The sequence below is a fragment of the Pedobacter sp. KH_004 genome (genome assembly GCF_057840755.1).
The window spans coordinates 1,990,033-2,004,883 of sequence record NZ_CM174519.1; the positions used below are offsets into that span (position 1 = coordinate 1,990,033).

The following is a 14,851-nucleotide window of genomic DNA, read 5'->3' on the forward strand; positions in this document are numbered from 1 at the left end:
GAGTGTCAAAGTTTGATCTTTTTATATCTGCGCATCTTATCAGCGAAATTCAGCGGGAACGAAATAGATACATTAGAGCCTATTAACTTTTCGAAAAATGCTATCTGCTATATTGTCTGTATCAAAATTCACAAGTAAACCCAATTTCAATCCAGACAATTTAAGGTAAGTCAACAATTGTTTGTGATGAACATTTGCAATCATCTCAACAGATTTGATTTCAACAATAACCTTTTGCCCTACAATCAAATCAAGCCGATAACCAACACCGATTTTTAAATCTTCATAAATTAGAGGCAATGCGACCTGACTCTGCACTTCCAACTCCTCTTTTAAAAGTTCGTATTTTAATGCTACTTCATAAGCCGACTCCAACAAACCTGGACCTAAAGCATTATAAACTTTGAATATACAACCTCGAATAACATATGATAATTCATTTTCTGTCATTTATAAACTTAGGAAATATTCCTTAAAAGAGTATCTTCAAAAACTATTGGCTTCCAATTTACAAAAACATTAAACTAACTTTTCTGTTCCTTATCTATAAAACCAACAAATTATGAATATCGAATTACGTAAGCTCACGCTTGAAGATTATGCCGATTTAAAAGAATCAATGTTACAAGCCTACGATAGCATGGGAGGTTCAATCTGGCCAAAATCAAGCATTGCTAAATTATTAAGTATCTTCCCCGAAGGACAGCTTTGTATTGCTGTCGATGATAAAGTAGTAGCTTGTTCACTTTCAATTATTGTAGAGTACGACGAATATGGCGATAGACATACTTACAAACTAATTACCGGCGATTACTCTTTCAGCACTCACGATGCTAATGGTGATACACTATATGGAATTGAAATATTTGTTCACCCTGAATTTAGAGGTTTAAGATTAGGACGCAGACTATATGAAGCACGTAAAGAGCTTTGCGAGAGCTTAAATTTAAAAAGCATTATCGCTGGTGGGAGAATTCCTGGTTACCATACCTATTCAGAAACTTTAACGCCAAGGCAATACATCGATAAAGTAAAGGCTAAGGAAATCTATGATCCTACCCTAACCTTTCAAATCTCTAATGATTTTCACGTTAGAAAAGTATTGAAAAATTATCTTCCCGGCGATAAAGAGTCGAAAGAATATGCAACGTTAATTGAGTGGAACAACATCTATTATCAGGGTATCGATGCTTCCGCCCGTTCAGCAATGACCATTCGCTTAGGTTTGGTGCAGTGGGAAATGCGTTTGTTTCCAGATATGGACGTTTTTTATGAGCAAGTGGAATTTTTTGTCGATGCGTTAAGTGGTTACAAATCCGATTTCATTATGTTCCCGGAGTTATTTAATACACCATTGCTACAGCCTTACAACCATCTTCCAGAAATTGAAGCCATGCGTAAACTGGCAGAGAAAACTCAGGAAATTGTGGACAGAATGCATGAGTATGCACTAAGCTACAATGTGAATATTATTACCGGAAGCATGCCCTTACTTGACGGAGGAAAACTTTATAATGCTACATACTTATGCCATAGAACGGGAAAAATCGATGAGTATAGAAAGATTCACATCACCCCCAACGAACAAAAATATTATGGAATGATTGGTGGCGACAAGGTGCAGGTGTTTGATACCGACTGTGGTAAAATCGGCATTTTAATTTGTTATGACGTAGAATTTCCTGAGTTAAGCCGCATTTATGCCGATCAAGGCATGCAGATTTTGTTCGTACCTTTCTTAACTGATACACAAAATGGCTATACCCGGGTACGTCATTGTGCACAGGCAAGAGCAATAGAAAATGAATGTTATGTTGCCATTGCGGGCTGCGTAGGCAATTTACCAAAGGTGAACAATATGGATATTCAATTTGCACAATCTGCTGTTTTCACCCCTTCTGATTTCGCTTTTCCCACCAATGCAGTGAAAGCAGAGGCCACTCCAAACACGGAAATGGTTTTGGTGGTCGATGTAGATTTGCATCTTCTTGACGAATTGCACCATTATGGAACAGTTAAAGTGTTAAAAGACAGACGAAATGACTTGTATCAGGTAAAACTGCTTAAATAGTTTTTGAAGCGCAAGTATCTGCAGCTCATAAAATTTGTTCCCGCCTTTTTCTAAATCCCGATCCTTAGGTGCTCACTGATCGTTTGATGAATCGGGATATCGCTTTCAGTCGGGGCTAATTACCTAAACCAGAAGTTATTTAAACAAAAAAACGCCGGTCGCATCAACAACCGGCGTTCAATTATAATCTAAAGCTAATTACTTTTTCATTGCAAACCATACTATCAATCCGATAATAACTGCTATTGGGATGATCCATTTTAAAACAGAACCTGCTCCATTTTCGTCACGCTCTGTAACTGCAGGTTGTGCTGGTCCTGGATCTTCTTTATGGTTTTCGTAATCTTGTTCTATCGGTTTAGGAGCTTCTCCCGATTCCGTATGTTTTGGATCTATGTTTTCCATTTATGTTGTGAGTTAAGTTCCTTTTAATCCAATTCATCGAATTTTGAAGAACTGCAATTAATTAATTTAGTTTTCTGTAGATAGAACAAGTGATTGTTAAAAAGGTTTTGCTTCCTAAGCCTTATCTTTGTATTTCGTGTTTAGTAATACTGCAAAATATAGCCAACAAATTAAAGATGAAGCCCTTCGTTTGGGATTTTTGTCTTGCGGCATTTCAAAAGCAGAATTTTTAGAAGAAGAAGCACCCAGACTGGAAAAATGGTTAGCTCAAAACCATCACGGCGAAATGAAATACATGGAAAACTATTTCGATAAACGTCTTGATCCCCGCCTCCTGGTTGATGATGCAAAGTCAGTAATCTCTTTATCGTTAAATTATTATACTGATGAAAAACAGGTAGATCCGGAGGCGCCAAAAATTTCAAAATATGCCTTTGGGCAAGATTACCATCATGTGATAAAAGATAAATTGAAATCACTTTTACAATTTATTCACGAGCATATTGGAGAGGTTTCAGGAAGAGCTTTCGTAGATTCGGCTCCGGTTTTAGACCGTGCCTGGGCAAAAAAATCAGGTATTGGATGGATTGGTAAAAACTCAAATTTAATCAGCAAAAAAGAAGGGTCTTTTTTCTTTTTGGCAGAGTTGGTCGTCGATCTAGAGTTGGATTATGATCATGCGTTCCAAACTGACCATTGCGGCACCTGCACCCGTTGCTTAGATGCTTGCCCCACTGATGCGATTATTGCACCACAAGTGGTAGACGGAACCAAATGTATTTCTTACCTCACTATAGAATTGAAAAATGAAATCCCAACTGAATTTAAGGATAAAATGAGCAATTGGGCATTTGGATGTGATATTTGCCAGGACGTTTGCCCATGGAACCGGTTTTCGAAAGTACATAACGAACCTGCTTTCGAACCTGAAAACGGCTTGTTGGATTTAACAAAGGAAGATCTTATCGAAATAACCGACGAAGTTTTTAAAAAGGTTTTTAAAGGGTCGGCTGTTAAACGCACCAAACTTGTTGGCCTGAAAAGGAATATAGATTTTTTACAATCTTAGGCTTCCCCCATTAAAAATTGGGCTTTCAAAAAAAAATGGAGAAACCTTTAAAACTTGTCGCCAAATTCTAAAAATTTCTCCGCTCTTCTAACAGATATGAAAACGATCTATCCTGGAATAAATCCTTCAGCTTTTTCTAAAACGGCTGTTAAACCAGCAGGATTTTTACCTCCGGCAGTGGCATAAAAAGGCTGACCACCGCCACCACCTTGAATTTCTTTACCCAGCTCCCGCACAATATTCGAGGCATTCATTCCTTTTTTCACTAAATCATCTGAAAGCATGACCGTTATTCCAGGTTTTCCTTCAATTTCTGTAGTGAAAACCAGAAACAGATTATCAATCATATCTTTCAATGAAAAAGCAAGGTTTTTAATAGCATCGGCGCTTTGTAGGTCGATGTGTCTCACAATTAAATTAACGCCATTTATTCCACGAACGTGATGAACAATTTCGTGTTTCAAAGCGCCCACACGTTCTAAAGTGGATTTTTCGATCTCTTTTTTAAGCTTTGCATTTTCATCAAGCAAGGCTTGAACCGATGCAGATAAGTCTTTAGATCCGTTTAGCAATGCTTTCAAATGGCCAAGTTCTTTACGTTGATAAAGGAAATACTGTTCTGCTTTATCTGCAGTAATTGCCTCAATTCTGCGTACTCCAGCTGCAACAGCACTTTCAGAAATGATCTTGAAAGATCCGATTTGACCTGTTGCCTTTACATGCGTGCCACCGCAAAGCTCTTTCGAAAAATGGTCATCGAAGGTAATCATACGAACGAAATCGCCGTATTTTTCGCCGAACAACGCAGTTACCCCGCTTTCAATCGCATCTTGATAAGGCACATTTCTTTGCTCTTTTAATTTAATGTTCTGTCTGATCTTCTGATTTACAATTACCTCAATCTGAGCCAATTCTTCATCTGTTACTTTAGCGAAATGAGAAAAATCGAAACGTAGATAATCGGGATTTACCAATGAACCTTTTTGATTAACATGTTTACCCAATACTTGCTTTAAAGCAGCATGCAACAAATGTGTAGCCGAGTGATTATCCTCCGTCAGAATGCGTTTATCTTCATCAACAACTGCCCAAAATTTACCTTCCAGGTTGTCAGGAAGCAAATCTGTAAAGTGTACCGTTAAGCCATTTTCTTTTTTAGTATCTGTTATATCAACCCAAAATTGGCGACTGTGATCCTCTAAACGACCGGTATCTCCCACCTGACCACCACTTTCGGCATAGAAAGGTGTCTGCCGCAAAACAATTTGATATTGCTCTTTTCCTTTAGCTTTAACCTTACGGTATTTTAAAATTTCAGTTTCAATTTCCAGATCGTCATAACCCACAAATTCGCTTTGGTCATCGGCGTTTACGATAATCCAATCGCTTGTATCGATTGCAGTAGCAGCACGACTATCATCTTTTTGTTTTTGAAGCGCTTGCTCATATCCAGCTAAATCAACACTCCAACCTTTTTCCCTAGCCATTAATTCTGTTAAATCGATAGGAAAGCCGAAGGTATCAGATAATTCAAAAGCGAAATTTCCTTCTACTAAATTATTGGCTGCCTGATATCTTTCGAAACGTTGAATACCAGTAGATAAAGTTCTTAAAAACGAAACCTCTTCTTCCAGTACAACTTTCTGAACGAAATCCTGTTGTGAAATCAATTCATCGAAAACACCATTAAACTGTTCGGCTAATAATGGAACCAGCTGATTTAAAAATGGCTCTTTGAAGTTTAAGAAAGTATAGGCATAACGCACAGCACGGCGTAAAATTCTGCGAATAACATAACCTGCTTTGTTATTTGATGGCAACTGTCCATCTGCAATTACAAACGAAATGGCACGAATGTGATCGGCCATTACACGCATGGCAATGTCAGTTTTTTCGTCAGTACCATATTTAATCTGCGATTTCTCAGCAATAAACTGAATCATCGGTTGGAAAACATCAGTATCGTAGTTTGAAGTTTTCTCCTGTAATACCCGCACCAAACGCTCGAAACCCATTCCAGTATCAACGTGTTTGGCCGGTAAACTTTGCAACGAACCATCTTTTAAACGGTTAAATTGCATAAATACATTATTCCATATTTCGATTACCTGCGGATGATCGGCATTTACCAATGTGGCACCATTAACTAAAGCTTTTTCCTCATCAGTACGGCAGTCTACGTGGATTTCAGAACAAGGACCACAAGGACCTGTATCGCCCATTTCCCAGAAATTATCTTTTTTATTTCCAGGTAAAATATGGCTTTCATCCACATATTGCTTCCAAAGGTCATAAGCTTCCTGATCTTTCTCTAACCCCTCCTTTTCATCACCCTCAAAATAAGTAACGTATAATTTCTCTTTCGGAATTTTGTAAACTTCAGTCAATAACTCCCAGCTCCAGGCAATTGCATCTTTCTTAAAGTAGTCGCCAAAACTCCAGTTGCCCAACATTTCGAACATCGTGTGGTGATAAGTATCAATACCCACTTCTTCCAAATCGTTGTGTTTTCCAGATACACGCAAACAGCGTTGAGTATCAGCAACTCTCGAATATTTTATAGCAGCCTCACCCAAAAACAAATCTTTAAATTGATTCATTCCGGCATTGGTGAACATCAAAGTTGGGTCGTTTTTCACAACAATTGGCGCCGATGGAACGATATGATGTTGTTTCTGTTCGAAAAAATTTAGGAAGGCTTGTCTAATTTCTTTAGCTGTCATTACTTTATGATTGGAGGAACAAAATTAAAATTTTATTGCGTTAATAAGGAAAAATCGCACTACATTTGAATACTTTAATTAATCGTTGTAATACCCTAATAATCAAGCACAATTTATGCCCTATAAAGAAAGAGAGATTAATAAAATGTATTATACCATGGGTGAAGTGACTGAAATGTTTAATGTGAACGCTTCACAAATCCGTTTTTACGAAAAGGAATTCGACATTCTTCAACCCAAGAAAAACAAAAAGGGCAACCGATTATTTACTCCTGAAGATATTGAAAACCTAAAGATTATTTTCAACCTTGTTGATGAAAAAGGTTTCACTTTAAAGGGAGCAAAAGAGCATTTAAAAAATAATAAAGGCGATGTTAAAGAGAATCAAAGAATTATTGATTCATTAGAAAAACTAAAGGGATTTCTAGTCAACCTAGCACGGGAGTTGTAAAAACAGTTTTTGTTCGAAATTCTAGCCAAGACACATCTTTATCATTACCGTTGAAAATTCGCTAAAATCATTTCTCATTAAAGTATTGGTCAAATAGACGCCAAAAACATTTTTACAATGTAATATTTGGCGTACAAGTTTTCAAATGACCTAAAAATTTCCAATTTTAGGAGATTAAATCACCACCAACAAATTAATTCATTTCAAAAAATGCAAAAAAGACTAACTATTATTCTGTTTTTCGTTGTCGGCATTGCCTATGCTCAGAAAAAACCATTAGATCATAGTGTTTATGATAAATGGGAGTCAATAGGTACCAAGCAATTATCAAACAACGGTACTTGGGCAATGTATAGTGTGTTGCAGCAAGAGGGCGATGCGCAACTTTATATTACCAATATCAAAACAAACGCTAAAATAAATGTCCCTCGCGGAATGAATTCACAATTTAGCAATGACTCTAAATTTGCTGTTTTCAATATCCGTCCATTAAACAAAGATTTACGCCAGGCAAAAATAAAGAAAAAAAAACCTGATGAAATGCCCAAGGATTCTTTAGGTATTGCAAACTTGACCACAAATGCAATTACCAAAGTGCCTCGTGTAAAATCGTTTAAATTTCCTGAAGATGGCAATGGCTTTATGGCTTACTTAACTGAAAAACCAGACACGGCAAAAAAAACACCAGCTAAGCCTGTTGAAAAGAAAGATTCGGAAATAGATTTTGCTGATGATGAACCAGCTGGTAAAGGAAAAACAGAAGAAGGAACTGATCTTATTGTTAAAAATTTACTAACCGGAACCGATAAAACCTATAAATATGTGACTGATTATTCCTTTAGTAAAGATGGAAAACAATTGGTTTTTGCTTGCAGCGGATCTAAGAAGGATAAAACGGCTCCTCAAGGCGTGTTCCTATTAAATACCGAAAAAGGAACCCTTAAAACGTTGATCAAGGGAAAAGGCAGTTTTAAAAATTTTGCCTTCGATGATGAAAGTGAGCACTTAGCGTTTGTTGGCGAGCAGGATCCAGAGAAAAAGGAAATTAAAAATTACAATGTTTATTACAACTCTTTAACATTAGATACCGCACAAACCATTGTAGATTATGATATGCCAGGTTTACCCGCAAAATGGTCGGTTAACGGCGATGGCAGGGTGACTTTTAGTAAAGATGGTAAGAAATTATTTTTTGGCATCTCTCCTATTAAAAAGCCAAAAGATACGACTATCGTAGATTTTGAAGTGGCTAAAGTTGACGTATGGAATTATAAGGACGATTACTTGCAGCCAATGCAATTGAAAAATGCAGATCGCGATAGCAAAAAAAGTTATTTATCAGTTATTGACGTTTATAGCAGCGATCCAAAAGCAATCCCGTTAACAGATTTGAGTTTACCTGACGCTAACATGGTTGCAGAAGGCGATGCAAACTTCGTTTTGGCATCTACAGATTTCGGGCGTAGAATCGAATCGCAATGGAGTGGTGCAACATCGAAAGATTATTATTTAGTGGATACTAAAAATGGCCAACGCAAAAAGATCATCAGCGAATTAAATGGCTATGCCATGGCTTCTCCGGGTGGTAATTACATTTTGTATTTCGATAGAAAAAACGGTAATTGGTACACTTACGCTGTAGCAACCGGCAAAATTGTAGCCTTAACAGAAAGCTTAAACGTAAAATTTGTTGATGAGGACAACGATGTTCCAGATCTTCCATCCGCTTACGGAGTTGCCACCTGGACAGAAGGCGACAAAGCAGTTTTATTAAATGATCGATATGACATTTGGTCGTTTTCTCCAGATGGAAAATCGCCTGCTAAAAATATTACTGCTGGTTTCGGTAGAGCAAATAAAATCACCTTCCGTTATGAACGCGTTGAACAAGATAATAATCCCTTCAATCGCATGATGGATAATAAGTTTGTTAAAGCGAACGAATTGGTTTGGTTAGATGGATTTAATAACGTGACTAAAGAAAATGGTTTCTACAGAACGAATGTAGGTTCGGCAAAAGCACCAGAATTGGTGGTCATGGCAAAATATAAATACTCGAATTTGGTCAAAGCCAAAGATGTGGATGTTTATATTTATGATAAAGCAAACTACACGGAATCGCCAAATGTTTATGTTACGAATGATTTTAAAACAGAAACAAAATTAAGCAATACCAATCCTCAACAGCAAAATTACAATTGGGGTACTGCAGAGTTGGTTAAATGGACCACACCAAAAGGATATAAGGCCGAGGGTATTTTGTACAAACCAGAAAACTTTGATCCGAATAAAAAATATCCAATGATTGCTTATTTCTACGAAAAGCTTTCTGATGGATTGTACACTTATCAGGCTCCAGCGCCTACCCCTTCAAGATTAAACATTTCTTTCTTTGTGAGTAATGGGTATTTGGTTTTCGCTCCAGATATTAGTTACGAAACTGGTCATCCAGGTCAATCGGCAGTCGAATTTATCAACTCGGGCGTAGAGAGTTTAAAGAAAAACAGTTGGGTTGATGGAACAAAAATTGGTATTCAAGGACAAAGCTGGGGTGGTTATCAGGTAGCTTATTTAATTACTCAAAATGATATGTATGCTGCAGCTTGGGCAGGAGCACCAGTGGTAAATATGACCTCGGCTTACGGCGGTATTCGTTGGGAAAGCGGGATGAACCGTCAGTTTCAATATGAGAAAACACAAAGTAGAATTGGTGCAACCCTTTGGGAGAAGCCAGAATTATACACCGAAAACTCCCCTCTATTTATGTTTCCAAAGGTAAATACACCAGTGGTGGTAATGGCCAATGATGCCGATGGAGCGGTGCCTTGGTACCAGGGAATAGAAATGTTTACTGGCTTACGCCGATTGGGCAAACCAGTTTGGATGTTAAACTATAATGGGGAAGCACATAATTTAGTTCAACGCCAAAATCGTAAAGATATTCAAATTCGTGAACAACAGTTTTTCGATTATTATTTAAAAGGTGCAAAAGCGCCTGCCTGGATGACCAGTGGAATCCCGGCAACTGAAAAAGGAAAAATATGGGGTTTCGAGTTAACTGATGACAAACCTTAGCTAGTACAGAGTTTAAAGTCTGAAGTCCATAGTCTTTAGTTTTATACTAGGAACTATGGACTTTTTTGATTTCATAATTTGTAAACTTAAGACTGAATACGTATGACTGCAGACTTTGGACTTGGCCATGGATTTACAAACTAAAACCCCTATTTTACACCAGTTAAAAAACTAAACAACCCTAATGGCATTAAGTAGAATTTGGTCTGGATTTATTGTTATCGCAATTTTAGTAGCGGCGGTAAAGTGCTTCTTTTTCGGACAAACTGAAATTTTTAGTTGGATGGTGATTGGTAAGGCAGATGATCCAACCAACCTCACGAAAGTTAATGGCATCATCGAAACCTGCTGGACATCAGTAGAGTTGTGCCTTAAATTAATTGGAATTCTAGCCTTATTTATGGGCTTTATGAGCATTGCTGAACGTGCTGGCGGAATTCGCTTATTATCAAGAATTGTGGGTCCTTTTTTCTCAAAACTTTTCCCAGAAATCCCTAAAGGTCACCCTTCAATGGGGCACATGATCATGAATTTTTCTGCAAATTTATTGGGATTAGACAATGCTGCAACCCCATTTGGTTTAAAAGCGATGGAAAGTCTTCAAGAATTAAACCCGAGTAAAGACACTGCATCAAATGCTCAAATTATGTTCTTGTGCCTGCATGCAGCGGGTTTAAGTTTAATTCCCGTGAGTGTAATAGCGATACGTGCTTCGCAAAATGCTTCTGATCCTACTGACGTTTTTATCCCATGCTTAATTGTAACTTTTGTTGGAACGATGGCAGCCATGTTAATCGTTTCTTTTAAGCAAAAGATCAACTTACTCCAGCCTGTAATTATTGGTTGGGTTTTGAGCATATCTATAGTAATTGCATTGCTTGTTTTGTATGTAACCTCATTAAATGCTGATGGTATTAAATCATTTTCAGGCTTATTAAGCAACGGATTAATTCTATTTGTTTTCTTAGTAATTGTGCTGGGTGGATTATATAAAAAAATCGATGTTTTTGATGCGTTCATTGATGGCGCAAAAAATGGATTCGAAACTGCAGTAAAAATTATCCCTTATCTCGTTGGTATGTTGGTCGCCATCAGTATGTTGCGTACCAGTGGAACATTTGATGTGGTAATTATGGGTATTAAAAATTTATTCGTAATGCTTGGAGCCGATACCCGTTTTGTAGAGGCGCTGCCAACTGCTTTGATTCGGCCGCTAAGTGGAGGTGCCGCCAGAGGAATGATGGTGGATACAATGACGGCTTATGGTGCCGATTCATTTCCAAGTAAGTTATCTGGTATATTTCAAGGTGCTTCTGATACAACCTTTTATGTCATCGCCGTTTATTTTGGGTCAGTAAGCATCAAAAATACACGCTACGCCGTTGGCGCAATGTTATTGGCAGATTTAGTGGGTGTTTGTACCGCAATTGGCTTGGCTTATTTATTCTTTGGATAGAAAATGTCAGACGTAAAAAATCCCTGCTTTAGAAACTACTTAAGCAGGGATTTTTTTTGAGCATTATTCTGATGGATTGTTAAGAGACTTGCGGACGAGGCGATATCCTGTTGATGATTTCATCGATCGCATCTGGATCAATAGCCACATTTTTAGATGCACACCATTTTTCGTTTTTATTATCTAACCAGATACAAAAAGAATGGTAGCCATCTAAAACAACGGCATAAGTTTCATGAAAATCATCTTGAATACGCATGCAAAATCCTTTAAAAATCTTGCCTCTAACAATGAATTGCAGGGTGGAATAATTTTCTAACATGGCTCATTATATTTTTGGTTAAGTTACAACAATGTATTAATGAGAATGTTTCGCTAATTTAAAGGAATTAACAAATTATTTTAAAGCTTTAAAGAATGTGTTAACCTATGTTTAACATGTTCGAATATCCCTTGGCTATTAAACGTTTTTTTGATGGTAAATATATCTCACATTGTAGATTTAAAATTGTTTTCCCTCGCTTCACAATTGATGTTTCAGCAACAACCTCGTCTCCTTCTTTCGCAGGTGCAAAGTAATCGATATAATTATTTACGGTAGTGTAACGATCATTTAAACCCATAGTGTAAACTGTTGCACCCATTAAATCATCAATAATTCCGGCGGTAACGCCACCATGCAAAATTTGATAAGGATTAGTCATCTCCTTACGAATGGTATATTGACATACTAAAATTCCATTTTCTGCTTTGATTAAAACCGGCGCCAACCAATTCATAAAATTAGAGGGCGAATTAGAAATCACCTTGCCAATAGATTGCCTTAGAAAATTTAATCGTTGCTCACTTATTGATGGTTCCATTTTTATGTAGGTTATATTAAGCTTAGATGGGTGAAGTAAATATAGCAATGGAAATGCGATGTTTAAGGTTGAAAGAACATTTTTTTCTCTCTTCACAAATATTTGAAAAACGTCCTTCCTACATGATCAGTATTACATTTTCAATTCCCTATTTCCTATTCCTCATTTTCCGATCCTCAAAAAGGCAAAATCACTTTAAAGCTCATATTTCTGCCCATATTATATATTCCAGAGCGGCCGTTGGGTGATGATTCATAATACTCGAAATATTTTAACCGATTTAAGTGCGATTGATATGCGATATTAAACACATTATCCACTTGAATAAAAATATCCAATACAGTTCTCCCAGACCTAGCTTTTAAAGAGGAACCAACGCCAGCGTTAATCAAAGTATATCCTTTAGTAAAAGTCTCAGTATCATCAAGTGCATAAAACTTATTTTGATCTGCAAATATTGCAGCATCAATTTTAAAATATGGTTTATCCAAAAAGCCGATACTCTTTTGTGCCGTCAATTTTATTTCAGATCTGATTTGCAATGGTGGAATAAATGGTAAATATTTTGCTGCTTTCCCGTGTAAATTCAATAAAGTTTCATTTTTATTTAAGCCCACTACATAAGCAACACTATTGTTAAAGGTAAACCACTTTAATGTTGATGGGTGTATGTTTACAGCCAACTCAGTGCCATACAAGCGGGCTTTTGATTGCTGATATTGATAAGTTAAATTTCCAGGAACAATAACTACCGGATCTCCGTTCACATCCGTTAAACGCGATTGATAGATGTAGTTTTGAATGTTATTGTTGAATATTTCCATGCTAATATCTATATCTTTTAAATAGGCGATAATGCCAATATCTTGCTGTAGATTAAACTCTGGCTTAAAAGTTCTGTTTCCCAGATAAACAATGTGTGCGCCAGGATCTAAACCATTTGAACCAATTTCAGTAATATTGGGCGCTCTATATCCCCTTGCTAAATTTGCCTTGATTAAAAATTTATCTGATAGATTATAGGTTAATCCTAAACTACCGGAAAAGCCATAATAGTTCTTATTAAATGATGGGAACTGCAAATCAGCGTTGGCATCATTCACATCAGATTTTTGCCCAAAACCAGTTAAAACATTCGTTCCGACATAGAAATTACTCCAATTAATATTTCTCCTATCCATCCTCACGCCTCCTGAAATATCCAATTTCCCAAAAGACTTTTTAGCGAAATAAAATGCTCCGATATCAAACAAGTCATAATCTGGAATAGGGAAATCTGTAGCATCTTTACTGCGATTTGTTTGGTACATCCCATTGATACCTAATGTACTTTCAATTCCGCTAAAATTCGGGAGGTTGTATTTTATATTATAGTTCAAAGTATTCAAAACCACGTATAATCCAGCCTGATTTGGGATAGTTGGATGGTTATATTCTCTTCTTACACTTTGCTGTCCACCAACTAATATGTTTAAATCGCTATTTGCAAACTTAAATTGACTGGCATTATAAAAACGGAAATGCTGAATATGCTGATGTAAAGGATTTATAGTGTAGGTCTTTAAATCACTTGAAGGCACTATCGGTCTGTTTTTAATATCGTCTCCATCATCAAAAATTTGTCTCGTAAATCTACGAGTGGTAGAATCTCTGCTCCCATCCGGAATCTCCATAAGGTTATCGTAGTAAGTGATAGCCGTTTTTGAATAACCCCAGTCTTTATCTACTCTCGCACTTGCGGAAAGATTATATTCTCTAAATGCAGTTCCATAAACATACCCATCAACTTTGTTGTAATAATTATGGGCCGCCTTACCTGTAGCACGTAAAGTATATTTCCAATCATTTTTAATGTAAGCTAAACCCAGTGACGAACCAAACATTCCATTATTGCTTTGAAAGTTAGTGGTAAAATCGCCTTTCAACTTGCCATCTTCGAAATTTGGCGTATAGGGAATCATGTTAATTACCCCTGCCAATGCATCAGATCCGTAGGTTAAACTAGCTGGACCCTTCACCACTTCAGCCCTTACAATTCCATACTCATCTACCTCAATTCCATGCTCATCGCCCCATTGCTGGCCTTCCTGACGCAGGCCATCGTACAAAGTCAACACCCGGTTATACCCAAGTCCGCGTATAAATGGTTTAGATACATTTGGCCCTGTTGTAACCGCCGTAACTCCAGGAACGCCCTTTACAATCGCTTCGATTAGGTTTGTATTCACATTCTGATCCATTGTTTTTTTAGATAAGACTGCAATTGGCACTGGGCTTTTTCTTAGCGATGTTGCTCGGTTTACACCTGTTATCACCACATCGTTAAGGTTCGATTCAGTCTCCGATATTTCTGCATTTAAATGCAGTGTATCATTCTGCACTTGGGCTTTTATCCGCTTGGATTGATAATTGATCCCCGAAAACTGCAGTTCAACTGGACCACTTTGAACATTGCTAATCTGATACCAACCCGCTTGATCGGTTTTTGTGGATTTGTTGGTTCCAACAATTTTCACATTGATATTCTCCTGTACTTTTCCTTTTGACGAAACCTTACCTGTGATTACATTTTGGGAATAGCTATTGGACGACGTGCAAGCAATTAAAATAAGTAGTATGGCTATTTTCATGAAATGATATTATCTAAATATATTTTTAGACAAATCTAAATTTATTTTTAAATATATCAAATAATAAATTTTGACAAACGAACGTCGAAGCAATTATCATGAAAATGC

11 protein-coding genes are annotated in these 14,851 nt (G+C 37.0%); 5 read left to right on the forward strand and 6 right to left on the reverse strand.

Going from position 1 to position 14,851, the window contains the following annotated elements; all coding sequences use genetic code 11:
- Positions 1 to 72: 72 nt before the first annotated feature.
- Entirely contained in the window at positions 73 to 450 is a 378-nt protein-coding gene (locus AC3ITD_RS08505; protein WP_489365673.1) for a GxxExxY protein, read from the reverse strand.
- Between the two features lie 112 nt (positions 451 to 562).
- Here AC3ITD_RS08505 and AC3ITD_RS08510 point away from each other — a divergent pair, with 112 nt between their 5' ends.
- Entirely contained in the window at positions 563 to 2,071 is a 1,509-nt protein-coding gene (locus tag AC3ITD_RS08510; RefSeq protein ID WP_265798647.1) for a carbon-nitrogen hydrolase family protein, read from the forward strand.
- A gap of 198 nt (positions 2,072 to 2,269) precedes the next feature.
- Here the strand turns inward: AC3ITD_RS08510 and AC3ITD_RS08515 are convergent, their stop codons facing one another.
- Positions 2,270 to 2,476 (reverse strand): hypothetical protein, encoded by a 207-nt coding sequence (locus AC3ITD_RS08515; RefSeq protein ID WP_056848826.1) that lies wholly within the window; start codon positions 2,474 to 2,476, stop codon positions 2,270 to 2,272.
- Positions 2,477 to 2,612: 136 nt separating this feature from the next.
- On the opposite strand from AC3ITD_RS08515, the gene queG reads away from it, so the two are divergent.
- Complete coding sequence (gene queG, locus AC3ITD_RS08520; protein WP_489365675.1) at positions 2,613 to 3,545, forward strand: tRNA epoxyqueuosine(34) reductase QueG; 933 nt, start codon at positions 2,613 to 2,615, stop codon at positions 3,543 to 3,545.
- A 107-nt stretch (positions 3,546 to 3,652) separates the two neighbouring features.
- On the opposite strand, the gene alaS is transcribed toward queG, so the two are convergent.
- Positions 3,653 to 6,268: an alanine--tRNA ligase gene (alaS, locus tag AC3ITD_RS08525; protein WP_489365677.1), complete on the reverse strand. Its 2,616-nt coding sequence runs from the start codon at positions 6,266 to 6,268 to the stop codon at positions 3,653 to 3,655.
- Between the two features lie 115 nt (positions 6,269 to 6,383).
- On the opposite strand from alaS, the gene AC3ITD_RS08530 reads away from it, so the two are divergent.
- The 3 genes from AC3ITD_RS08530 (at position 6,384) to AC3ITD_RS08540 (ending at position 11,250) form a co-directional block, all read left to right on the forward strand.
- Positions 6,384 to 6,719, forward strand: a complete 336-nt coding sequence (locus AC3ITD_RS08530; RefSeq protein ID WP_489365679.1) for a MerR family transcriptional regulator — start codon at positions 6,384 to 6,386, stop codon at positions 6,717 to 6,719.
- A gap of 210 nt (positions 6,720 to 6,929) precedes the next feature.
- On the forward strand, positions 6,930 to 9,794 hold the full coding sequence (locus AC3ITD_RS08535; RefSeq protein WP_489365681.1) for a S9 family peptidase: 2,865 nt from the start codon (positions 6,930 to 6,932) through the stop codon (positions 9,792 to 9,794).
- 184 nt (positions 9,795 to 9,978) lie between these two features.
- A complete protein-coding gene (locus AC3ITD_RS08540; RefSeq protein WP_489365683.1) occupies positions 9,979 to 11,250 on the forward strand; it encodes a nucleoside recognition domain-containing protein in 1,272 nt (423 codons plus the stop codon).
- Positions 11,251 to 11,329: 79 nt separating this feature from the next.
- Here the strand turns inward: AC3ITD_RS08540 and AC3ITD_RS08545 are convergent, their stop codons facing one another.
- The 3 genes from AC3ITD_RS08545 to AC3ITD_RS08555 all read right to left on the reverse strand — a co-directional run bounded on the left by AC3ITD_RS08545 (position 11,330) and on the right by AC3ITD_RS08555 (position 14,743).
- Positions 11,330 to 11,572 carry a hypothetical protein gene (locus tag AC3ITD_RS08545; protein WP_010602041.1) on the reverse strand — a complete coding sequence of 81 codons (243 nt, stop codon included), beginning with the start codon at positions 11,570 to 11,572 and terminating at the stop codon, positions 11,330 to 11,332.
- Between the two features lie 100 nt (positions 11,573 to 11,672).
- Positions 11,673 to 12,113: a PaaI family thioesterase gene (locus AC3ITD_RS08550; RefSeq protein ID WP_489365685.1), complete on the reverse strand. Its 441-nt coding sequence runs from the start codon at positions 12,111 to 12,113 to the stop codon at positions 11,673 to 11,675.
- Between the two features lie 176 nt (positions 12,114 to 12,289).
- A complete protein-coding gene (locus tag AC3ITD_RS08555) occupies positions 12,290 to 14,743 on the reverse strand; it encodes a TonB-dependent receptor (protein WP_489365687.1) in 2,454 nt (817 codons plus the stop codon).
- Positions 14,744 to 14,851: the final 108 nt, after the last annotated feature.